22 protein-coding genes are annotated in these 21,505 nt (G+C 68.2%); 12 read left to right on the top strand and 10 right to left on the bottom strand.

All coding sequences use genetic code 11. From position 1 onward, the window contains the following. Window positions 1-70: 70 nt before the first annotated feature. On the bottom strand, window positions 71-1,333 hold the full coding sequence (locus tag QH168_RS06665; protein WP_432421047.1) for an MFS transporter: 1,263 nt from the start codon (window positions 1,331-1,333) through the stop codon (window positions 71-73). Between the two features lie 64 nt (window positions 1,334-1,397). On the opposite strand from QH168_RS06665, the gene QH168_RS06660 reads away from it, so the two are divergent. Together QH168_RS06660 and QH168_RS06655 are read left to right on the top strand one after the other, a co-directional pair. Next, window positions 1,398-2,081: a FadR/GntR family transcriptional regulator gene (locus QH168_RS06660; protein WP_280233597.1), complete on the top strand. Its 684-nt coding sequence runs from the start codon at window positions 1,398-1,400 to the stop codon at window positions 2,079-2,081. A gap of 217 nt (window positions 2,082-2,298) precedes the next feature. Beyond that, window positions 2,299-3,774 carry a nitrate/nitrite transporter gene (locus tag QH168_RS06655; protein WP_280233595.1) on the top strand — a complete coding sequence of 492 codons (1,476 nt, stop codon included), beginning with the start codon at window positions 2,299-2,301 and terminating at the stop codon, window positions 3,772-3,774. A 90-nt stretch (window positions 3,775-3,864) separates the two neighbouring features. Here QH168_RS06655 and QH168_RS06650 read toward each other — a convergent pair whose 3' ends face one another. From QH168_RS06650 to QH168_RS06640, 3 genes are all read right to left on the bottom strand, one after another. Beyond that, the gene (locus tag QH168_RS06650; protein WP_280233594.1) at window positions 3,865-4,716 is read right to left on the bottom strand and encodes a TIGR02569 family protein; all 852 of its coding nucleotides are present in this window, start codon (window positions 4,714-4,716) and stop codon (window positions 3,865-3,867) included. Window positions 4,717-4,777: 61 nt separating this feature from the next. Further along, a complete protein-coding gene (gene moeZ, locus QH168_RS06645; protein WP_280233593.1) occupies window positions 4,778-5,962 on the bottom strand; it encodes an adenylyltransferase/sulfurtransferase MoeZ in 1,185 nt (394 codons plus the stop codon). A gap of 145 nt (window positions 5,963-6,107) precedes the next feature. Further along, entirely contained in the window at window positions 6,108-7,187 is a 1,080-nt protein-coding gene (locus QH168_RS06640) for a DUF3152 domain-containing protein (protein ID WP_432421046.1), read from the bottom strand. Between the two features lie 203 nt (window positions 7,188-7,390). Here QH168_RS06640 and QH168_RS06635 point away from each other — a divergent pair, with 203 nt between their 5' ends. Continuing rightward, window positions 7,391-8,086 carry a TetR/AcrR family transcriptional regulator gene (locus QH168_RS06635; RefSeq protein ID WP_280233592.1) on the top strand — a complete coding sequence of 232 codons (696 nt, stop codon included), beginning with the start codon at window positions 7,391-7,393 and terminating at the stop codon, window positions 8,084-8,086. A gap of 79 nt (window positions 8,087-8,165) precedes the next feature. On the opposite strand, the gene QH168_RS06630 is transcribed toward QH168_RS06635, so the two are convergent. Beyond that, window positions 8,166-8,393, bottom strand: a complete 228-nt coding sequence (locus tag QH168_RS06630) for a DUF3107 domain-containing protein (protein ID WP_280233591.1) — start codon at window positions 8,391-8,393, stop codon at window positions 8,166-8,168. A gap of 119 nt (window positions 8,394-8,512) precedes the next feature. Continuing rightward, window positions 8,513-9,064 carry a YceI family protein gene (locus QH168_RS06625; RefSeq protein WP_280233590.1) on the bottom strand — a complete coding sequence of 184 codons (552 nt, stop codon included), beginning with the start codon at window positions 9,062-9,064 and terminating at the stop codon, window positions 8,513-8,515. Between the two features lie 101 nt (window positions 9,065-9,165). Between QH168_RS06625 and QH168_RS06620 the strand changes: the two genes are divergently transcribed. Next, window positions 9,166-9,993, top strand: a complete 828-nt coding sequence (locus QH168_RS06620; RefSeq protein ID WP_280233589.1) for a helix-turn-helix transcriptional regulator — start codon at window positions 9,166-9,168, stop codon at window positions 9,991-9,993. A gap of 55 nt (window positions 9,994-10,048) precedes the next feature. Here the strand turns inward: QH168_RS06620 and QH168_RS06615 are convergent, their stop codons facing one another. Continuing rightward, the gene (locus tag QH168_RS06615; protein WP_280233587.1) at window positions 10,049-10,627 is read right to left on the bottom strand and encodes a helix-turn-helix domain-containing protein; all 579 of its coding nucleotides are present in this window, start codon (window positions 10,625-10,627) and stop codon (window positions 10,049-10,051) included. Window positions 10,628-10,864: 237 nt separating this feature from the next. Between QH168_RS06615 and QH168_RS06610 the strand changes: the two genes are divergently transcribed. Continuing rightward, window positions 10,865-12,070 (top strand): MFS transporter, encoded by a 1,206-nt coding sequence (locus QH168_RS06610; protein WP_280233586.1) that lies wholly within the window; start codon window positions 10,865-10,867, stop codon window positions 12,068-12,070. Here QH168_RS06610 and QH168_RS06605 read toward each other — a convergent pair. Together QH168_RS06605 and QH168_RS06600 are read right to left on the bottom strand one after the other, a co-directional pair. After that, complete coding sequence (locus QH168_RS06605; protein ID WP_280233585.1) at window positions 12,067-12,768, bottom strand: ferritin-like fold-containing protein; 702 nt, start codon at window positions 12,766-12,768, stop codon at window positions 12,067-12,069. The genes QH168_RS06610 and QH168_RS06605 overlap by 4 nt on opposite strands. A gap of 81 nt (window positions 12,769-12,849) precedes the next feature. After that, window positions 12,850-13,902, bottom strand: coding sequence for an alpha/beta hydrolase (locus QH168_RS06600; protein ID WP_280233584.1), 1,053 nt, complete (start codon window positions 13,900-13,902; stop codon window positions 12,850-12,852). A gap of 480 nt (window positions 13,903-14,382) precedes the next feature. On the opposite strand from QH168_RS06600, the gene QH168_RS06595 reads away from it, so the two are divergent. From QH168_RS06595 to QH168_RS06575, 5 genes are all read left to right on the top strand, one after another. After that, window positions 14,383-16,173 carry a DEAD/DEAH box helicase gene (locus QH168_RS06595; protein ID WP_280233670.1) on the top strand — a complete coding sequence of 597 codons (1,791 nt, stop codon included), beginning with the start codon at window positions 14,383-14,385 and terminating at the stop codon, window positions 16,171-16,173. A gap of 135 nt (window positions 16,174-16,308) precedes the next feature. Next, window positions 16,309-17,535, top strand: a complete 1,227-nt coding sequence (locus QH168_RS06590; protein ID WP_280233583.1) for an Rv3212 family protein — start codon at window positions 16,309-16,311, stop codon at window positions 17,533-17,535. Window positions 17,536-17,552: 17 nt separating this feature from the next. Continuing rightward, window positions 17,553-18,161 (top strand): acid phosphatase, encoded by a 609-nt coding sequence (locus tag QH168_RS06585; protein WP_280233581.1) that lies wholly within the window; start codon window positions 17,553-17,555, stop codon window positions 18,159-18,161. After that, complete coding sequence (locus QH168_RS06580; RefSeq protein ID WP_280233580.1) at window positions 18,158-18,643, top strand: GNAT family N-acetyltransferase; 486 nt, start codon at window positions 18,158-18,160, stop codon at window positions 18,641-18,643. The genes QH168_RS06585 and QH168_RS06580 overlap by 4 nt, the downstream gene beginning before the upstream one ends. Beyond that, window positions 18,640-19,323: an endonuclease V gene (locus tag QH168_RS06575; RefSeq protein WP_280233579.1), complete on the top strand. Its 684-nt coding sequence runs from the start codon at window positions 18,640-18,642 to the stop codon at window positions 19,321-19,323. The genes QH168_RS06580 and QH168_RS06575 overlap by 4 nt, the downstream gene beginning before the upstream one ends. A gap of 18 nt (window positions 19,324-19,341) precedes the next feature. On the opposite strand, the gene QH168_RS06570 is transcribed toward QH168_RS06575, so the two are convergent. Continuing rightward, window positions 19,342-19,758 (bottom strand): hypothetical protein, encoded by a 417-nt coding sequence (locus tag QH168_RS06570; protein ID WP_280233577.1) that lies wholly within the window; start codon window positions 19,756-19,758, stop codon window positions 19,342-19,344. Between the two features lie 76 nt (window positions 19,759-19,834). On the opposite strand from QH168_RS06570, the gene QH168_RS06565 reads away from it, so the two are divergent. Next, window positions 19,835-20,779 (top strand): diacylglycerol/lipid kinase family protein, encoded by a 945-nt coding sequence (locus QH168_RS06565; RefSeq protein ID WP_280233576.1) that lies wholly within the window; start codon window positions 19,835-19,837, stop codon window positions 20,777-20,779. A gap of 250 nt (window positions 20,780-21,029) precedes the next feature. Then, window positions 21,030-21,284 carry a WhiB family transcriptional regulator gene (locus QH168_RS06560; protein ID WP_011211115.1) on the top strand — a complete coding sequence of 85 codons (255 nt, stop codon included), beginning with the start codon at window positions 21,030-21,032 and terminating at the stop codon, window positions 21,282-21,284. Window positions 21,285-21,505: the final 221 nt, after the last annotated feature.

The following is a 21,505-nucleotide window of genomic DNA, read 5'->3' as shown; positions in this document are numbered from 1 at the left end:
CCAGCCGCAACTCCTACGTGGGGCTGCCGCAAGGACATCCGGCGCCGCGCCGCGACGCCGGATGTTCGGCTCAGCGTGCCGACCAGGTGTCCTCGAGCATGCGCGGTTTGCAGGCCTGCCAGGCCCCGGCCAACAACACCAGCACCGCAACGCCGAGGAAGGCGAACGGCGCGGCGTACCCGCCGGTGGCGGTGTGCAGCATGCCGAACAGCACCGGCCCGGCGCAGGCGACCGCGTAACCGACGCCCTGGGTGAAGCCCGACAGCGCCGCCGAGCCCGCCGGGGTGCGGGTGCGCAGGTTGATCAGGGTGAGCGCCATCGGGAAGGTGCTCGGGCCGAGACCGAGCACGATCACCCACAGGATCGGTGCGCTCATCGGCGCGATCAACAGGGCGGTGAAGGCCACGAAGAAACACACCGCACAGCCGATCACCACCGGGAACGGATTCCGCATACGTGCGGCGACGGTCGGCGCGGTCAACGCGGCGACCAGGCCGACCACCGCGAACAGCGCGACCATCGAGCCGCCGAAGGCCGCGCTCGCGCCCGCGTCGGCGAAGATCGTCGGCAGCCAGGTGAACATGGAGTAGGTCGTCAGCGAGGTCATACCGAACATGCCGGCCATGCCCCAGGCCACCGGCGAGCGCCAGGCCTTGCCAGCGGTGTCGGGCCCGTCGGCGGGCAGTGCGGTGGTGTCGGCCCGGTCGCGGCCGCGGCGGTCGCGCAGTACGCCGAACCACGGCACGGCGGCGATGAAGCCGAGCAGCGCCCACATGCCGAGCGAGATCCGCCAGCCGTGCGATTCGGCGACGGGCACCGCGACCAGCGCGGGCAGTACGGTGCCGATCTGCACCATGGTGATGTAGAGCGCGCTGACGATGGCGAGCCGGTCCGGGAAGTACCGCTTGACCAGCGGCGGGATCACCACATTGCCGATGCCCATGCCGCCGAGGGCGAGGGCGGAGAAGACGAACAGTTCCGCGGTGCCGGAGACGAGCACCCGGATGAGCATGCCGAGCCCGGCCATCAGCATGGCGACCAGTGCGGTGCGCTCGAGGCCGAGCCTGCGCACCAGCAGCGGGGTCAGCAGACCGGACAGGGAGAACATCAGGGTGGGGATCATGCCGAACACGCCGACGACGGCGGTGCCGTAGCCGATCTCGTGGCCGATCTCCTCGGCCAGCGGGCTGAAGGCGGTGACCGCGACGCGCAGCACGAGCGCCGACATGATGATCGCCGCGAGTACCAGCAGCCGACCTTCGGTCAGCGCGCGTCGGCGCACGGCCGTCTGCGCGCCGGGGCTGGTGGTCGTCTCGGGCAGGGTTGCGGTCACCGAAAAATCATAGGATGACCGGATGACGGGAGCAAGCCGATGTGACGAGCGGTACCCTGTTGCGGTGCAACCCGTCCGCCGCACCAGTCTCATCGCGCAGGTCACCGAACAGCTCCGGGCCGAAATCCGCTCGGGCCGTTGGCCGATCGGCTCGCGCATACCCACCGAGCCGGAACTCGCCGAACTCACCGGTACCGGCCGGAATACGCTGCGTGAGGCGGTGCAGGCACTCGTCCACGCGGGCATGCTCGAGCGCCGACAGGGCTCGGGCACCTATGTGATCGCCAGCTCCGAGGTGAGTGGCGCGCTGGCCAAATACTTCGCCGACGCCCAGGAACGCGACATCCTCGAACTGCGCCAGGCCCTCGACACCACCGCCGCCGCCCTCGCCGCCCAACGCCGCGACGAAACCGATATCGCCACCCTGCGGCGGCTGCTGGAGGAACGCGGCAAGTCCTGGGACGAGGACAACCCCGCCGCCATCGAGGCCGACGTCCAACTGCACCGCGCCATCGTGGTCGCCAGCCACAACGCGGTGTACCTGGAGTTCTACGATTCGCTGCTGCCGGTCATCGAGGCGGGCATCCGCTCCCGGACCTCGAAGTACGGCGATTCCTACGATGCGGAGCATCGCGAACTGGTGCAGGCCGTCATCGACGGCGACGCCGACCGCGCCGCCCAGGCCGCGCGCTGCTTCCTCGGCTCACTGCTCGCCGAGTACCCCGCACCGGGAAGCGAGACCGCGTAACCAACCGGTCACCGGCACGCCGCAGCCGCGGTGAGTCGGAGTTGCCGTGATCGTCACTGCGGGCCATGTGACCGCAACACCACCCTCCTACCTTGTGATTCGACCGCTCAGGCACCCGGCGGCACGTCATCGAGGGGACGCCGGGACACCACAGCGCTGCGATGAGGCAGTGCCGCCACGATGAGGGAGCGGTCGCAGTGCGATCGAGAGGGAGCCGATGACCGCGATATCCGACACCGGCAAGCAGACACCGACGTTCAGCCATCAGCGGCGCGGACGCTGGATCGATACCTGGGAGCCCGACGACCCGCGGTTCTGGGAATCCGGCGGGGCGCGCACCGCGCGGAAGAACCTCGCCTTCTCGGTGTTCGCCGAGAATCTCGGCTTCAGCGTCTGGGTCATCTGGGGTTCGGTCGTGACGAGCATGGGCGCGGCCGGTTTCGGGTTCCTGGCCGGGCTCGGCAAGGGCGATCCGACCGCGGTGAGCAATGCCCTGCTGCTCACCTCCACCCCGACGCTGGTCGGTGCGGCACTGCGCATTCCCTACACCTTCGCCATCCCCCGCTTCGGCGGCCGGGCCTTCACCGCGTTCAGCGCCGCCATGCTGCTGATCCCCACACTCGGGCTGGCCTATTTCGTCAACCAGCCGGATACACCGATGTGGGTGTTCCTGATCCTGGCCGCGCTCGCCGGTGTCGGCGGCGGCAACTTCTCGTCCTCGATGGCCAATATCTCGTTCTTCTTCCCGGAAGGGAAAAAGGGCGCGGCGCTGGGCATCAATGCGGCGGGCGGCAATCTCGGCGTCGCGCAGACCCAGCTGCTGCTGCCGCTGCTGATCACCTTCGGTACCCATCTGACCGCGAAGGACCCGGCGGGCTATCGCTTCGGGATCACCCTCGCGGTGCTGGTCTGGGTGCCGTTCATCCTGATCGCCACCATCGGCGCACTGCGCTGCATGGACAGTCTGCGCACCGCGAAATCCGACGGTAAGTCCTACCGACTCGCGCTGACCAATCAGCACACCTGGGTGATGTCGGTGCTCTACATCGGCACCTTCGGTTCGTTCATCGGGTTCTCCTTCGCCTTCCCCACCCTGATCAAGGCCAACTTCCCCGATCTGGCGAATATCGGCTGGATCACCACCCTCGGCAATCTCGCCTTCCTCGGCGCGCTGGTCGGCTCGTTCAGCAGGCCGTTCGGCGGCTGGGTCGCCGATAAGATCGGCGGCGCCAAGATCACCCTCACGGTGTTCGGCGGTATGGCGGTCGCGGTGGCGTTGATCATGGCGGCGCTGGAGCTGAAGAGCTTTCCGCTGTATCTGATCTCGTTCCTGTTGCTGTTCGTGCTCACCGGTATCGGCAATGGCTCCACCTACCGGATGATCCCGTCGATCTTCAGCGCCGAGGCCGCGAAGTACGCCGCCGAGCACGATCTCGATCCCGCTCAGGCGGCGGCGTCGGCGAAGCGGCAGGCGGGTGCGGCCATCGGTGTCATCGGGGCGATCGGCGCCTCCGGCGGCTATCTACTCCAACAGGCACTTCGGCTGTCCAACACCAACTTCGGCAGTATGGCGCCCGCATTCTGGGGTTACGCCGCCGCGTTCGTGGTGATGGCGGGCGTGACGTGGTGGTTCTACCTGCGCTCGGAATTCGCGGTGGCGCGGGTTCCCTCGCTGGCGTACGCGAACGTCTGAGACCGGGTCCGCACCGGGTGCGGTGTCGTCGTTGTCGGCGGCGCCGCACCACGCCGCGTTATGCACGATCGTCGAATCGGCCGTGCCGGTTCAGAGCAGGAACCGCACCATATCCGCGGTGCGCGCCAGACCGGGCAACGCCTCCGGTGTGGACCGCGGATGCAGGGCGTGCACCGCGAGCCGGAACATGGCCGCCCGCAACAGCATCTGCGGCCACTCCGGCAGATCCGCCCAACGCTCCAGCAGTCCGTCGTCGGCGCCGCCCCAGGACAGGGCATCCACCACCACCACACCCGCCGCCCACGCCGCCGGGCGCCAGTACGGGGTGATATCGCTGAGGCCGGGAGTGTCGGCGCCGGAGAACAATACGGTGCCGAACAGATCGCCGTGCACCAGCTGCGCCGGGGTCCGCACCGGTTTGCGCAGGGTGGCCAGCTGCCCGATCAACTCCATGCTGTGCCTGCCGTCGGGCGAGGTCGTCGGTATCGCGCCGCCCGCGCGCAGACTGCGCAGCGGCACGGCCTCCCAGGCGGCACGGTCGGCGGCGACGAATACGTCGACATCCATCCACGGCGCGACCGGCGGCTGCACCAGGAACCGCGGCCGCTCGAGCTGCGCGGTGGCCGCATGCAAGCGCAGCGAGACCGATACCACCTCGTCGTGCCGCGGTTCGGGCGTACCTTCCAGGAAGGTGTCGGCCCGCCAGCCGGACACCACATAGCGTCCGTCGGTGGCCCGCACCGGCCGGGCCAGCCGCAAGCCGTCGACCTTCAGATTCTCGCGTACCTTGGCCGACCAGGCCGCCCTGGCGTGATCGGCGACGGGGCTGAGCACCACATCGCCGAGGCGCCAGCCGCCTTCCCAGTCGCCGAGCGCAATCGGCGTCACCTCGCGCAGGCCGAACGTGGCTCGCACATGCTCGGGAGGCTCCACAGATGTCACGGCCGTACCGTACTCCCGGCGACGCGCCCGAAACGGGCGCCGCGCCGAGGTAACGGGCCGGTCAGTACACCGGTAGGGAGGGATCGACCTGGTTGGCCCAGGCGATCACACCGCCTTGCAGATGAGTGGCATCGGCGAACCCGGCCCGTTTGAGCGCGGCCAACGCCTCCGCCGAACGGATACCGGTCTTGCAGTGCAGCACGATCGGCCGGTTCTGCGGCAGCTCCGACAGCGCCTCACCGGACAGGATGCGATCCTTCGGAATCAGCGTCGCGCCCTCGATGTGCACGATGTCCCATTCCACGGGCTCACGGACGTCGACCAGATGCACCGGCTTACCGGCGTCGATCATCTCCTTGAGTTCGCGCGCGGTGACCGTGGAACCGGCGACCGCGGCCTGACCTTCCTCGCTCACCACACCGCAGAACGCCTCGTAGTCGATCAGTTCGGTGATCGGCTGACGCTCGGGATCGCGGCGCAGCTTGATGGTCCGGTAGGTCATGTCCAATGCGTCGTAGACCATCAACCGGCCCAGCAGTGGCTCGCCGATCCCGGTGATCAACTTGATGGTCTCGGTCACCATGATCGAACCGATGGACGCGCACAGCACACCGAGCACACCGCCCTCGGCGCACGAGGGGACCATGCCCGGCGGCGGCGCCTCCGGGTACAGATCCCGGTAGTTGATGCCACGGCCGTCGGGGGCGTCCTCCCAGAACACCGACACCTGGCCCTCGAACCGGTAGATCGAGCCCCAGACGTAGGGCTTACCCGCCAGCACGGCGGCGTCGTTGACCAGATAGCGGGTGGCGAAGTTGTCGGTGCCGTCGACGATCAGGTCGTACTGGGCGAACAGCTCGACCGCGTTCTCCGGTTCCAACCGCAGCGTGTGCAGCCGCACGTCGATGCCGGAGTTGATCTCCAGGATCGAATCGCGGGCGCTCTCGCCCTTGGGGCGGCCGATATCGGATTCGCCGTGGATGACCTGGCGTTGCAGATTGGAGGCGTCGACCTCGTCGAACTCGACGATGCCGAGCGTGCCGACACCGGCGGCGGCCAGGTACAGCAGCGCCGGGGAGCCGAGCCCACCCGCACCGATCACCAGCACTTTGGCGTTCTTCAGCCGCTTCTGCCCGTCCACGCCCAGATCGGGAATGATCAGGTGGCGGCTGTAGCGAGCGACCTCGTCCCTGGTCAGTTCCGCGGCCGGGGCGACCAATGGCGGCAGGGACTTCGGTGATGACACGTCCAGAACTCCTCGAATCGAATGGGCCGATCACGATGCGATGACGCACGCCTGGGTGCGCTCTCGGTGCAACACCGACGACCCGGCCGTTCTTCCCCGTCCATGGTCGCGCATCCGCGGCGCCGGACGGCAACCGGCCCGGCCGTCAGCCGCGGGGATACGGCCAGGGATTGAAGCGACAGCGTTTACCGTCCATCGGGACCACACCGTCGGGGTCGAGGGTGGCGATGACGTTGTTCTCGGTGCCGAAGGTCTGCTGCATCATCACCGGTGCCAGCCCGCCGTCGGTCTCACAGGGCTGATGCTGGTGATAGCCGATGGCATGGCCGACCTCATGGTTGACCAGATACTGCCGGTAGGAGCCGATATCGCCTTCGAAGGCGAGCGCGCCGCGCACCCAGCGAGCCTCCGAGAGCACCACCCGGCCGAGGTCGGAGTTGTAGCACGACGAATCGATCTCGATCTCGAAACCGCATGAGGTACGGGCGGTTTCACGCGAGGTGAGCGAGACCCGGAAATCGGGCTCGCCCTGGTCGACCCGCCGGAAAGCGAACTTGCGGTCATGGGTCCAGCTCTTCGGATTGGCCAGCGTGGAGTCGACCATCTTCGCCACCGAGGCGTCGCCACCGTAACCGGAGGTGTCGAGCCCGTCCTCGATCTCGACGGTGTAGCTGAAGACGTACTGCTCACCGGCCCCCACCTGAGCGTTGGTTCCCGGCACCACCCGCCAGGTCCCGGCGCCGGTCTCCACGAACTGCCCACCCTCTGGCAGCATGCCGGTCGGCAGATCGTCGGGGAATTCACCGTCACCGGGCGGTGCGCCGATGACACCGGCGCTCGCGGCGGGCGGGCTCAACCGCCCGAATCCGGGTTCACCGGCGGCCGGCGCCTTCTCGGGACCGGTGCGGATCGCGTCGATCACCACGATGAGCGTCACCACCAGCAGCACCGGCAACGCGTACGCCCGCCAGCCGTAGGTGGAGACGAATCGGCCGATGGCGCTCTGCTTCTTCACATCACGCGGCGGCCGCGGAGCGCGTGATCGAGCCTTCTCATCCGGTGCGGTGGGGTCCCAGCGGGCACGCAACGGCTGCCGCGAACGGTCGGATGCGGCGGGATCCGGCCATGCCACGGTCGGCGACAGTGCGGAACCGGAGTCGTCGGAACCTGAGGGGCGGTGCGCATCGCGCCCGCCACCGGTCGGCATTTCCGGTCGGTCGGTCACGGCAAACAGACTCTCACAGAGTGGAAGACCGCGGCACCGGGCATTGGCGGGCCGCGCAGAGCACTGGGAGATATCTCACGAGTGCACTGTGATCGCCGTGCGCAATTACCACCCCCATCGGAAAGTGCGCCGGGACCGGGTATCGTGCTGTGGATAACCCGGTGCACACCCCTTTTGCCGGGGAATCGACTGGGAGATCCGAAATGACTGACCTCGTGGACCGGATGACGTCCCGCAGAACGTCGTCCGAGGCCATGACCCCGGCCAAGCGTGGCACCCGGCTGCCGCGCGACGAACGGCGCACTCAACTACTGGCCGCCGCCAGCGAAGTGTTCGTCCTGCGTGGCTATCACGCCGCCGGAATGGACGAGATCTCGCAATGCGCTGGCGTCAGCAAGCCGGTGCTGTATCAGCACTTCACCAGCAAGCTCGAGCTATATGTCGCGGTATTGCAGAACTACGTGGACATGTTGGTGTCGAGTGTGCGGCAGGCGCTGCGCTCCACCACCGACAACCGCCAGCGCGTGCGGGCGGCGGTGCAGGCCTACTTCGATTTCGTCGACAACGAGATGCAGGGCTTCCGCCTCGTCTTCGAATCGGACCTGACCAGCGAGCCGCAGGTGCAGCGTCGCGTCGAGCAGGCCACCGAGGCCTGTGTGGACGCCGTGTTCGATCTGGTGGCCCATGATTCGGGCCTCGACCCGTACCGGGCCCGCATTCTCGCGGTCGGACTGGTCGGCGCGAGCCAGTTCACCGCACGCTACTGGCTCGAGGCCGATCGTCCGATCCCGAAGGACGAGGCCGTCGACACCACGGTCGCATTGGCATGGGGCGGGCTGTCCCACGTGCCACTGCACCCGATCGAGCAGGTGCTGCGCGCTCGCGACAACGAGCAGTAGTTCGCCATATCGCCGACGAATTCGGCCCCCACCAGAAACCCTGGTGGGGGCCGAATTCATCTATGCGACAAATCCCGCTCTAGACAGCGGCGAAGCCGACCCGGCCGCCGGTCGCGGTGCCGATCTCCACGTAGGCGACCTTCGATGCCTGGATCAGGAACTTGCGTCCCTTCTCATCGGTCAGCGCGACGACACCGGTATCACCGCTGAGGGCACCGGACACCAGCGCCTCGACCTCGTCGGGGGTCTGCGAGCTGGTGATGACGAGCTCGCGCGGGCTATCCGAAATACCGATCTTGACCTCCACGGCCAACCTCCGAACATAGAGTCGTGTGCTGTCGCACCAAGGCTAATGCAGCCGGAAGGCAGGCAGACAGCTGACCGCCTGCGCTGTCAGCGAACAGCACCGCCACCGCGCGCGGTCGGTTATTTCGGCTCGACGAGCTGGATCTCCAGTTCGATCTTCACCGCATCGCTGAGCATGCCGGGCAGCGGGCCGCCGACACCGAAATCGGTGCGCTTGATCGTGCCGGTCGCGGAGAATCCGGCGTGGTTGTCGCCGGTCGCGCCGAACTCCTGGACACCGCCCCACTCCACCTCGAGGGTGACCGGCTTGGTGATCTGCCCGAGCGTCGCCTCACCTTCCACGGTGAACGATTCCGCGACGCGCACCGGTTCGGTGGCGCGGAAGGTCAGGGTCGGGCGATTGGCCACGTCGAGGAAGTCGGCGGTGCGGATATGGGCGTCGCGGTCGGCGTTGCCGGTATCGAAGGAATCGAGGTCGATGGTGGCGCCGAGGGTGGCCGCACCGGTGTCGTCGACGATGAATTCGGTGTCGAACCTGGTGAAGCCGCCGCGCACCTTGGAGATGCCGAGGTGGCGAATGGTGAAGCCGACGGCCGAATGGGCGGGGTCCAGGGCCCAGGAGCCGGGTCGCAACTGCTGGGTGGTGGCGGTGGTTTCCGGAGTAGTGGTCATGCCTCCACCATGACCGGACCGTGGTCCGCTAACCAGACCGTCGTTATCCTGGACCTGGCAGGGCGCGGATAACCGGCCCCCGACGAGGCACGATGGATGGCATGGCACGAAGCAGGTTCGCCGAATTCCTGATCGCCCGGCGCGCGGAATTGCGGCCGGGCGATGTCGGGCTTCCCGAGGGGCGCCGCCGCCGCACTCCAGGGCTGCGGCGCGAGGAGGTCGCGGTGCTGGCGGGCGTGAGCGCCGACTATCTGGCCCGCATGGAGCAGGGCCGTGACAACAATCCCTCACCCGCGGTGGTCGAGGCGCTCGCCGATGCGCTGCTGCTGCGCGGTGAGGCGCGCTATCAGTTCAATATCCTGGCGCTGACCGCCGCCGACGGTTCGCGGTGCCCCGGCGGCGATGCCGAGCCCGAGCAGGTCCCGGAGACCGTTCAGCAGGTCCTGCGTGCGCTCGCACCGACTCCGGCTTTCGTCGTCGGCAGGCAGTTGAACGTGCTGGACTGGAACGGCGCCTGGGCGGATGTCGCGGCGCCGCTCGGACTGCTCGACGACGCCTCCCCCAATCTCGCCCGGTTCACCTTCACCCATCCGGCCGCGCATCGGGTGCTGCGCAATTGGTCGCAGGCCGCCGACGCATTCGCCGCGGCGCTCAACCGCGCCATGGTGCGCTGGCCCGCCGACGAGGCGCTGCGCGACACCATCGATACGCTGCGGCGCCACCCTACCTTCGCCGAACGCTGGACCCCGCAGCGACTCAACGAGCCGACCGTCGCCCTGCTGCGGTTCGACCATCCGGTGCTCGGCGACCTGGATGTGCCGTTCGAAACGCTGGAGACCAGCGGCGATCAGAGCATCGTCGTCTGGCTCACCGATCGCGTCCATGCGCACGGGCTGCATCTGGTCCGCGACCGCGCCGCCAACGAGTAGCCCGGCCGATCCCGGCCCGGCGTGGCAGCACACCACGGCGCGGCGCCCCACCACATCAGGCGTGTCGAGTACGGACGTGCATTCGCTCACCCCGCGCTCCGTACAGGCTCAGTACCTCGACATTCGTTCCGCCGCTCGCACCGAACCAGTGCGGTATCCGGCAGTCGAACTCGGCCGCCTCACCGGCATACATCACGAAATCACGATCGCCGAGCCGCACTCGCAGCCGCCCACGCAGCACATACAGCCATTCGTGGCCGGGGTGTGTGCGCAGGTGCGGCTCATCGTCATCGGCCGGAATGGTCATCGCGCAGGCGCGTGGCCCACCGCGATGCCCGGACAGCGGGACCAGCACCCGGCCGCCGCCGGAACCCGAGGCCCGTGGCACCGCCGGGTCCAGGATCCGGGGCGAGGACACGATCTCGTCGAGCGCGACGCCCAGCGCCGCGGTGATCGGCAGCAGCAGTTCGAGGCTGGGTTTGCGCTGCGCCGACTCCAGCCGCGACAACGTACTGGTCGAGATTCCGGTGCTGCGCGCGAGATCGGCGAGACTCACACCCTTCTTCTCGCGCGCCCGGCGTAGCCGCGGCGGGATCTGCTCGATGACCGCGTCGACGCTCGGCTGCCCATCCATGCGCACAGTGCAGCAAATCCGTCCCGGAATCGGCAAGATTCTTTGCCGATATGGCAAATTCGCCGCGATGCTGTCGTCGGAGGTGATCCCGATGAGAACGACAACAACGGCAAGCAGCGGGTCGATACCCGCCACCAGAAGGGATGCGATCGACGGGCGAGGTAGCGCATCCCCGAACGACGATCGACCAGGCACCGCGGCGACAGCCCCGTCGATCGGCACGGGAGGTGAGCGCTGATGGTCGGCACCGAAACCCTGACCCCGTCCGCGCACCGCTCCGACCGGCTACCCGCCGGGGTGTACCTACTCGGGTTCAGTCTCTTCGCGATGGGGACGGCCGAGTTCCTGCTTGCGGGCGTACTGCCCGCGGTGGCGACCGATCTGGACACCACGCTGTCCTCGGCCGGGATGCTGATCACCGCGTTCGCGCTCGGCGTCGTGTTCGGCGGGCCGCCGTTGGCGGTGATCGGACTGCGATGGCCGCGACGGGCCGCGCTGCTGGTCACGCAGGGGATCTTCGTGGCGGGCATCGTCGTCGGGCTGCTGGGTGATTACCAGGTCCTGCTGATCAGCCGAGTGGTGTCGGGAGTCGCGTACGCGGGCTTCTTCGCGGTCGCGTCGGTGACCGCGATCGGGTTGGTCACCCCGGACCGCAATGCCCGAGCCTCCGGCGTCGTGGTCAGTGGACTCAGTATCGCGATGGTCGCGGGCGGACCGGCGGGCACACTGCTGAGCCATTTCACCGATTGGCGCGGCGGCTTCTGGGCCGTGGCGGTGCTGACGGTCGCCGCCATGATCGGATGCCGGATCGGACTACCCGCCGCCGATTCCGACACCGGCCCGGCCGACCGGCCGAGCGTGGCGAGGGAACTGCGCACCATGCGCGCACCACGGCTGTGGGGCATCTACGCGATCACCATCCTGACGACGGCCGCGTACATGATCACGTTCAACTATCTCGCCGCGATGCTCGCCGATATCACGGCGGTCCCCGAGGTCTGGATCCCGGCGATCCTCGCGCTGTTCGGGGTCGGCGCTTTCGTCGGGCTGTCCATCGGCGGCCGGATCGCGGATCGCAGACCGCATCTGGCGCTGCTGTCGGGCGCCTGCGCCATCATCGCGCTGTCGGTGGTGATGGTGTTCGCCATCGACCGCGTCTGGGCCGTGGTGCCGACAGTATTCGTGCTCGGCATCGCCGCGTTCGTGGTCAATCCGGCGGTGTACGGACGAGTCTTCGCCATCGCGGCCGAAGCTCCTACGCTAGCGGGCGCGACGACCGTCTCGGCCTTCCAGCTCGGTATCAGCACCACGCCGATCCTGGCGGCCCTCACCCTGTCCAGGGACGCCGCGCTCACCTCGGTGTGCTGGATCGGCGCGGTACTCGCGGCGGTCGCGATACCGTTCGTCCTCGCCGATCGCGCACGACCAGCGGGTAGCGGCTAGAGCCCGAGCACCGACATCCGCTCGGCGTGGCTGTTCTGCATTCGCTCGAACAGGGTGGCGATGCCGTTGAGGTCGCCGGTGGCGGCGAGCACCAATTCGGTGAGTTCATCGCGCTGTGCCATCACGTACTGCGCCTGGGTGATGGCCTCGCCGAGTAGTCGGCGGCCCCACAGGGTGAGCCGGTCACGCTCGGACCGGCTGGCCGCCACCGCGCGGCGCACCTCGTCGACCACGAACTCCGAATGGCCGGTCTCGGCCAGCACATCGCGCACCACCGTGGCGACATCGGGGCTGAGCACACCGGCGATCTCACGGTAGAAATCGGCCGCGATACCGTCGCCGACGTGGAACTTCACCATCGACTCGAGCCACGTCGACGGGTCGGTGGAGGCGTGATAGGCGTCCAGCGCGCGCACGAACGGCGCCATCACATCGAAGATATCGGCGCCGCGTTCCGACAGCGCCGCCTCCAGCAGGTTGAAATGCTCCATTTCGGCGGCGGCCATCTTCGCCACCGCCACCTTGCCCCGGACGGTGGGCGAGAGCTTGGCCTCCTCGGCGAGCCGGTAGAACGCGGAGATCTCACCGTAGGCGAGCACCGCGAACAGATCGGTCACCCCGGGATGATCGGCGGGAATGGACGGCGAAACCGGGCCGGTCGGCGAAACACCCAGCGCGGCAGGTGACTGTGCTCCCATGGCACACCAGCGTAATACCCGCCTCGCGGCCCGTCGCGGTTCGTCCCCGCCGCGCGAGCCGGGCGGCGCGTGACGGCGGCGTCAGACCCCGGTGGTGAGGAACTTGTCCAGATAGGTCCAGGTGGTCTCACGCGCGGCCGGGCCGGTCAAGATCCCCAGATGGCTGCCGGGTGCGGTCTCGTAACGCACCGAGGCCGCACCGGTGAGCGTGTTCAGCCCGGCCTCGACGGCGGCAGCCGGTGTGATGACGTCGGACGGTCCGCCGACGAGCAGGACCGGCGCGGTCACATTCGCCAGTTCGATATGCCGCTGCCCCAGCCGGACCACGCCGCGCCCGATGTCGTTGGCGAGCATGAGCCTGCCCCACAGCTGGCCGTAGAAACGACCGGGATAGCCGGGCATCTCGGCCATGAACCGGTCGATGGTCTCCATCCGGGCCAGGGTCTCGGTACGGGCGATATTGCTGGCCACGAACCACGGCCGTTTGAGTTCGCGTTCCCATGCGGTGGCCCGATAGGCGAGCCTGGTCAGCCCGGCGGGCACCCCACCGGCCGCGCGCACCACCGTGGATACGGCCTGACCGCCGGTCAGCTTGGCGACCGCGCGCAGCTGCGGAATGCCGGTCATCTTGTCGTAGTCCAGGGGCGCGCCCACCGCGGTGATCGACCGGATCGGCAGCTGCGCGTTCGCAGCGGCGGTCAGCAGCGACAAGGTGCCGCCGAGCGACCAGCCGATCAGGTCGACCGGCGCCCCGCCCCGATCGGCCGATGCGCGCAGCACCGCCTCGGGCAGGATGTCATCGATCCAGTCCTCGAATCCCATCCGGCGGTCGGCGAAGGTGATCTCGCCATAGTCGACCAGATACGGTGCGCGGCCGGTCTCCAGTAGAAATCGGGCCACACTCTGGTCGGGGCGCAGGTCGAAACAGGTGGCCGGGGCGGCGAGCGGGGGCACGAGCAGCACCGCGGATTCGGGTTCGGGCCGGCGAACCGCGCCGTCGAAGCGCAGCAGCTTGCGATGCGGCTGATCCCACAGCACGGTCGACGGCGCCGGTTCGGGATCGGCCACACCGGGGCCGAAGGTCAGCGCCCAGGCGTTACGTGCGGCGAGGGTGACGGTGTCTGCGATGCTCACCACACGAATGTCTCACATCCGGTACCGGCAGTAACACCCAAGGTGCGGTCATGCCGCAGGCGGTGCCCGGACTGTCATCGATATCACCGATTCGCCACGCCCGATGAATTGCCGTGTCGCGCACCACGTTCGTCGGCGTGTGCACGGAAAACAAACTATTGACCGCGCATTTTCCCGGCCGCCTTTTCGGGCGGAGCACAATATCACGCTACAATCACCACGGACAACGAAAATTTCGCGCCCGATCGCGTCAGACGATCACGTCCGACACAGTTGTCGGCCCGGCGCGTCAGCCGATGTCCACGGAAAATGTGCGCGCACCAGATCCGCGTCACCGAAGCGCCGCGCCGATGTCTCCCAGGCAGCCCCCGATCAGGCGGGCACCGCTGACATCCGGCAGCGGCCGGTGAGCATCACAGGCGGATACGTGGTCGTCGCGGACCGGCCGGTCCGCCCCACGCCTCGTGCGCGCGTGACGCGATAACGAGGAAGGCACGAACCCTGAGCAAGATCACCGTCGAACAGGAACCGGGACTGGCGGACACCCTGCTGACCGCCGAACTGGACGAAACACATACCGCACCGACATTCACCGAGTTGGGCGTACGCGAGGAAATCGTGCGCGCGCTCGGCGAGATCGGCATCGAACGCACCTTCGCCATCCAGGAACTCACCCTGCCGCTGGCGCTCGCCGGAGAAGACCTCATCGGCCAGGCCCGCACCGGCATGGGTAAGACCTTCGGATTCGGGGTGCCACTGCTGCACCGCATCGCCACCGCCGAATCGGGCACCACCCCGCTGGACGGAACGCCGCGGGCCCTGGTGATCGTGCCGACCCGCGAACTCTGCCTCCAGGTCACCAAGGACCTGGAAAACGCGAGCAAATACCTGACCAACCATCAGGGTCCGCTGAAGGTGGCCTCCATCTACGGTGGCCGCCCCTACGAGGCGCAGATCGAGGCGCTGCGCGCGGGCGTCGACGTGGTGGTCGGCACGCCGGGCCGGCTGCTGGATCTGGCGAATCAGCAGCATCTGATCCTCGGCAAGGTCGGTGTGCTCGTCCTGGACGAAGCCGATGAAATGCTCGATCTGGGCTTCCTGCCCGATATCGAACGCATTCTGGGCATGGTGCCGGATAAACGGCAGACCATGCTGTTCTCGGCCACCATGCCGGGCCCGATCATCACCCTGGCCCGGACATTCCTGACTCGCCCGACGCATATCCGCGCCGAGGAGCCGCACGATTCCGCGGTGCACGATCGCACCGCACAGTTCGTCTATCGGGCCCACGCCCTGGACAAGAGCGAACTGGTCGCGCGGGTGCTCCAGGCCGAGACCCGCGGCGCCACCATGATCTTCACCCGCACCAAGCGCACTGCGCAGAAGGTCGCCGACGATCTCGCCGAACGCGGTTTCGCGGTGGGCGCGGTGCACGGTGACCTCGGCCAGATCGCCCGCGAGAAGGCATTGGCCAAATTCCGCAAGGGCACCATCGACGTACTGGTCGCCACCGATGTGGCCGCCCGCGGTATCGATATCGACGATGTCACCCACGTCATCAATTACCAGTGCCCCGAGGACGAGAAGACCTATGTGCACCGCATCGGCCGCACCGGTCGCGCGGGCCGCACCGGTGTCGCGGTGACGCTGATCGACTGGGACGAACTCAACCGCTGGGCGGGCATCGACAAGGCGCTCGGCCTCGGCATCCCCGAACCGGTCGAAACGTATTCGCGCTCGCCGCATCTGTTCTCCGAACTCGGCATCCCCGAGGGTGTCACCGGCACCATCCGCAAGCCCAAGCGGGAACGCGAGGAGGACGCCGAGGTCGTCGAACGCCCCGAGCGCACACCGCGCAAGCGCAATCGCAGGCGCACCCGTGGCGGTCAGCCGATCGACGGTGACGCCACGACCACTGCCGACAGCACCGTCGAGGCGCCCGCCGACGTCGACAGCGGCTCGGCCCCGGCCGAGGGCGACGCCGAGGACGCCGAACGTCCCGCCCGTCGCAGGCGCCGTCGCCGCAAGCCCGCGACGGAGGCTGGCGAGTCCGGCACCGCCGAGGCGAACGACACCGCGGCGGCCGACACCGCCGACGCGGCCGAATCCGAGAGCGCCGACTCCGAGAGCGCCGACTCCGAGTCCGCTGGTGAACAGCCCGCGCGGCGCAGGCGTCGCCGTCGCAAGCCTGCCGCGGAAACGGCGGAGGCCACCGCGGCGGAGCCGACCGCATCGGTCGAGGCGGACAGCACCGCCGGCGTCTCCGTCTGATCGGACACCCCGTGAATGCTGGTGGGCGCGAATCGCGCCCACCAGCATTTTTGTCGTACCGGCCCGGATATTTGCCCGGTGTGCACGGTGAGGTGATGTCGTCTACGCCCTGGCCGATCGGCTAACCTCGCACACGTGCTCGCACCCGAGCGGCGGACCCGCGCCGACATCATCATCGCGGTCGCGATCGCCCTCGTACTGGCGATCGCGGCATTCGTGGTGTGGCTTCGGTCGGATGCCCGCGCCACCGATTCGGTCACCGCCGCACATCCGGTGCAGACCCCTGCCGTGTCCTCGGTGCTGCCCACTGAGCTGCGCGAACTCTGGCATGCGCCCGATGCGGCGAGTACCGAGGCGCTCACCTCGGGTGGTGCCGTGGTCACCGGCGACGGCGGCACGGTCACCGGACGTGATCCGCGCACCGGCGACGAACTCTGGCATTACCGGCGCGATATCCCGCTGTGTGGTGTGCAATCCCAGTTCGGCACGGTGATCGCGGTGTATCGCGACGATCGTGGATGCAGTCAGACCACCATGCTGCTCGGCGCCGACGGGTCACGCATGATTGCCCGCAGCAGCTATATGGACCCCTCGATCGAGCTGTCGGTCGATGGCACCTACGTGCTGGCACAGGGGCCGCAGCGGCTGGAGATGTGGCGCTCGGATCTGGTGCGCACCCTCGAGTACGGCTACGTCAACGCCAAAGAGATCCCCAGATCCCAGCCGCGCCAGGGGTGCTCGCTGATCTCGGCCGGGTCGAGCCCGTCGCGGCTCGCCGTGCTGGAACGCTGTCCCGGTGATGCGGCGACTCGCCTGACGACGCTCGATCCGGCGCCCAAGGATTTCCGCGTCCCCAAGGAATTCGGCTCCCATGTGCTCACCGGTCCCGGTGCCGACGCTCCCGGCGCGCGGGTGATCGCGGTGTCGGACAACCGCATCGTGATCTACCAGCCGGGCACGACCGCACCCGAGGCCGTCGCGCCACGGCTGTCGGTATTCGATTCTTCCGGCAATCCCCTGGTGGTACACGAGCTTTCGGCGCCCCTCACCGACACCACGACCACGACCGAAATCAGTTCGGCGTACCTGGTTTTCACCGGTAACAGTCTGATCGCCCTGAACGGCAAGACTTTCGACCCGATGTGGACCGCGCCGGGTGCGCTCGGCAGTCCGGCCCTGATGGGCGGCCATCTCCTGATGCCCGTCGAAGGCGCCATCGTCGAACTCGATCCGGCGACCGGCGCGGAGATGACTCGGATCCCGGTCGAACGCAAGGGATACGACGGCTCCCCCATCGCGCTCGGTGTGATCGGGGATGTGGTCCTCGAGCACCGTGGTGGGCAACTCTTCGCGCTGGGCTGAGGGGCATGATGGACCCCATGTCCGATCTCGAGCACGCCCGGCTGGTACTGCTGCGCCACGGTGAGACGACGTGGTCGTCACAGCGACGGCACACCGGCAACACCGACCTACCCCTCACCGAACTCGGCGAACGGCAGGCGCTCGCCGCGCGAGCGTTGCTCACGGGAGTGGACTTGCGCGATCCGCTGGTATTCACCAGTCCACGCAAGCGTGCCCGGCACACCGCCGAACTGGCCGGGCTCGGCGACGGCGTCATCGACGACGACCTCCGCGAATGGGATTACGGCGATTACGAGGGCCGCACCACCGCGCAGATCCGGGAGTCCGCACCGGGCTGGACCATCTGGACCGGCGCCGTCCCCGGCGGCGAGTCCGCCGAACAGGTCACCGCGCGCGCCGATCGCGTGCTGGGGCGCGTCGAGCCGCGGCTGGCCGAGCGGGATGTGGTGTTGGTGGGGCACGGGCATTTCTCCCGCGCCCTGATCGCCCGCTGGTGCCAGTTCGATATCCGCGAGGGCAGGCGGTTCGCCATGTCGACGGGTGCGGTCAGTGTGCTCGGCTACGACCACGACGCCCGCACCGTCCGCGCCCACAACCTGGTCCCCACCGAGGGGGCCGACCGATGACCGGATCCACCGTCCGCCGCGCCGTCCCCGCAGACGTGCCCGCGCTGGTCGCACTCGTCTACGACCTCGCCGAATACGAGAAGGCCAGGCATGAGTGCACGCTCACGGCCGAGCAGTTGCATGCGGCGCTGTTCGGGCAAGCGCCCGCCCTGTTCGCTCATGTCGCCACCCTCGACGGCGAGGTGGTGGGGTGCGCGATCTGGTTCCTGAACTACTCGACGTGGGACGGCGTGCACGGGATCTACCTGGAGGATCTCTATGTCACTCCACAGACCCGCGGCACGGGGCTCGGTAAGGCGTTGATCGCGGCGCTGGCCGAGGAGGCCGTGCGCAACGGCTACAGCCGGGTGTCCTGGTCGGTGCTCACCTGGAACACCCCGTCCATCGACTTCTACGAGGCCATCGGCGCCGACGCGCAGGACGACTGGGTGGGCTACCGGCTCTCCGGCACGGCACTGACCGCGCTGGCCGAACACCGATGAAGGATCTGACGCTGCCCGATCGCTGGCCGGTGTCGGAGGCCGAGGCGGTGGCGATGCAGGACGCACTGCGCCCGCTGGTCCGCACCGAGAACCCGCGGCCACCGGAGTTCACCACCATCGCCGGGCTCGACTCCGCCTATCACGACGACGGCGCCGTCGCCGCGGCCATCGTCGTGGTGGACGCGCACACCCTCCACACCGTGGAGAGCACCGTCGCCTACGGAACCACCACGTTCCCCTACGTTCCCGGACTGCTCTCGTTCCGGGAGATGCCCACCACGATCACCGCACTCCAACAGCTCGACACCACCCCCGATCTGCTGGTCTGCGATGCGCAGGGGCTGGCCCATCCGCGCCGGTTCGGGTTCGCCTGCCATGTGGGTGTCGTCACCGGGATACCGACGATCGGTGTCGCGAAATCCGCCTGGGGCGAATGCCCGCAGCCGGGTGCCGACCGTGGCGCGCACACCGATATCACCATCGACGGCGAGGTGGTCGGCCGGGTGCTGCGCACCAGGGCCGGGGTGAAGCCGGTATTCGTCTCGGTCGGTCACCTCATCGACCTGGACACCGCCTGCGATCAGGTGCTCGCCCTGACGCCGAAGTACCGGCTGCCGGAGACGACCCGTCGCGCCGATCAGCTGTGCCGTCAGGCGCTGCGGGACGCGGTCGCGAGCTGATCCGGGGCGGACCCGCTCTCAGTCGGTGTCGATCCCGTACTCGCGCGCCATCCAGCGACTGGTGGCCGGGGTGAACAGCAGAATCAGCGCGCCGACCACCACTACGCCGAGCAGCGCCCCGTAGAACGGCTGATGCGAATCGGTCAGCAGCGACCACACCACCGGCAACAGCAGCAACTGCGCGATCACCGCGATGGCCCGCCCCCACCGCTGCCCGAGCAGCAGACCGATACCCGCGGCGAGCACCGCGCCGCCGAGGATCACGAACCACGCCGCGGTGCCGTATCCGCTGGCCTGGCTCTGATCGTGACCGAGCAGACCACGCACAACCAGCACGATCGCCACCGTCACGGCGACGGCGCCTTCCAATGCCACCAGTCCACCGGCGCCACGCACCGTGCCGGGCACCGTTCCGAGGTCATCTCGCTCAGCCACCCGACCAGGGTAGGTCGCGAGCCCTGCGGCCGTGGCATCGGCCGAGCCGGTAACCCCGCTGACTTAAGGTGCGTAGGTGCGGACGTTGTTGATCGTGAATCCGAATGCCACCTCTACCACCGCGGCGACCAGGGATCTGCTGGCGCATGCGCTGGAGAGCCGGACGCAGTTGACGGTCGCCCATACCCAGCATCGAGGCCACGCCGCGGAACTGGCCCAGTGGGCCGCGACCAATGAGATGGACCTGATCGTGGTGCACGGCGGCGACGGCACCGTCAACGAGACGATCAACGGATTCCTGCCCTTGCCCCAGGTCGACGACGGGCAGATGTGGCGGCCGAGGCTCGGGGTGATCCCCGGCGGATCCGCCAACGTCTTCGCCCGCGCCCTCGGCCTGAAGCCGGATCCGGTGGCGGCCACCAACCAGCTCATCGACCTGCTGTCGGTGAACGACGATCGCCGCATCGGGCTCGGCATCGCCGATGATCGCTGGTTCTGTTTCAGCGCGGGTGTCGGCATGGACGCCGACGTCTGTGAGGCCATCGACGCCAGCCGCGCCAAGGGTCGCGCCGCCACCCCGGTGCGCTATCTGGCGACCACGGTGCGCCAGTTCTTCCGCGCGAAGCGGCATCAGCCGGAGGCCACGGTAACCGTGCCCGGACACAAACCCGTCGAGGGTGTGCGCTACGCCTTCGTCACCAACACCAGCCCGTGGACCTACCTGAACTCCACCCCCGTGCGCACCAATCCGGGCACCGCGTTCGAAACCGGGCTCGGCGTGTTCGCCATGCGCTCGATGGCGGTGCTGCCGACATTGCGGTTGGCCGGGCAACTTCTGGCACCGAGCGGAAACCCCAAGTCACGCAAATTGTTTCGCGAGGACGACGTCGCGACCGTACGAATCGAGACCGATCAGGAGATCGGCCTGCAAATCGATGGCGACTTCATCGGCAAACGCAACGTGGTGGATTTCACCGCGGTCCCCGACGTCCTGGAAGTCGTCGCCCCGCGTCCGGCCTGAGACTCGCCGACGTGAAAAACATCGCTGTTGTGCTGCGAAAACCCGGCGGAGCGAGTACAAAGGACCGGGCAGGCTCCCCTTACGGGACCTTCAGAGCGTGAGCTTCCCCACGGTGCACCAGATGCCTATTGACATCTACGGTGTTCGTGAAAGCATTCACAAGCAACCGTGCGGAAATCTTCAGGTCGCACAAGTTAACGATCCACAAACCATCGGCGCCATTTGTGGCGCCCAGCAAAGGAGCAGAGGAATGGACTGGCGCCACAAGGCCATCTGTCGCGACGAGGATCCCGAACTGTTCTTCCCGGTGGGTAACAGTGGTCCTGCGCTCGCGCAGATTGCCGATGCCAAGCTGGTCTGCGCTCGCTGCCCCGTCACCGCCGACTGCCTGTCGTGGGCCCTGAAGTCCGGACAGGATGCCGGTGTGTGGGGAGGTATGAGCGAGGACGAGCGTCGGGCGCTCAAGCGCCGCAATGCGCGCACCCGCACACGCACGGTCGTCTGACCAAGGCGTCAGACGAGCGATTCCGGTCCCAGCCCGGACCGGAATCGCATTAAGCCCGGCACCCTAGAGGTGCCGGGCTCTTGTTATTTATGCGGCGCCTGCGGCACCGCGTGTTCGCGGCCCCGTGGTGTGTCGGGGGTCCCCCGCCCCCGCGGGGGGACGGGGTTGGGCGCCGCCCCGGGGGCGCCGGAGCGGGCGCCCAAAATTGGGGGCGGGGGGGG

The organism is Nocardia cyriacigeorgica, assembly GCF_029868385.1.
Taxonomy (GTDB): Bacteria; Actinomycetota; Actinomycetes; order Mycobacteriales; family Mycobacteriaceae; genus Nocardia; species Nocardia cyriacigeorgica_F.
Note: the sequence above shows the minus strand (reverse complement) of the source record. Positions and strands in the feature narration are given on the sequence as shown.

Excerpts from the sequence above, each read along its gene's own strand:
- QH168_RS06625 (WP_280233590.1), bottom strand. The coding sequence starts at position 9,064 with ATGACCACTACTCCGGAAACCACCGCCACCACCCAGCAGTTGCGACCC.
- QH168_RS06620 (WP_280233589.1), top strand. The coding sequence starts at position 9,166 with ATGGCACGAAGCAGGTTCGCCGAATTCCTGATCGCCCGGCGCGCGGAA.
- QH168_RS06615 (WP_280233587.1), bottom strand. The coding sequence starts at position 10,627 with ATGGATGGGCAGCCGAGCGTCGACGCGGTCATCGAGCAGATCCCGCCG.
- QH168_RS06635 (WP_280233592.1), top strand. The coding sequence starts at position 7,391 with ATGACTGACCTCGTGGACCGGATGACGTCCCGCAGAACGTCGTCCGAG.
- QH168_RS06560 (WP_011211115.1), top strand. The coding sequence starts at position 21,030 with ATGGACTGGCGCCACAAGGCCATCTGTCGCGACGAGGATCCCGAACTG.
- QH168_RS06655 (WP_280233595.1), top strand. The coding sequence starts at position 2,299 with ATGACCGCGATATCCGACACCGGCAAGCAGACACCGACGTTCAGCCAT.
- QH168_RS06605 (WP_280233585.1), bottom strand. The coding sequence starts at position 12,768 with ATGGGAGCACAGTCACCTGCCGCGCTGGGTGTTTCGCCGACCGGCCCG.
- QH168_RS06610 (WP_280233586.1), top strand. The coding sequence starts at position 10,865 with ATGGTCGGCACCGAAACCCTGACCCCGTCCGCGCACCGCTCCGACCGG.
- QH168_RS06575 (WP_280233579.1), top strand. The coding sequence starts at position 18,640 with ATGAAGGATCTGACGCTGCCCGATCGCTGGCCGGTGTCGGAGGCCGAG.
- QH168_RS06580 (WP_280233580.1), top strand. The coding sequence starts at position 18,158 with ATGACCGGATCCACCGTCCGCCGCGCCGTCCCCGCAGACGTGCCCGCG.
- QH168_RS06585 (WP_280233581.1), top strand. The coding sequence starts at position 17,553 with ATGTCCGATCTCGAGCACGCCCGGCTGGTACTGCTGCGCCACGGTGAG.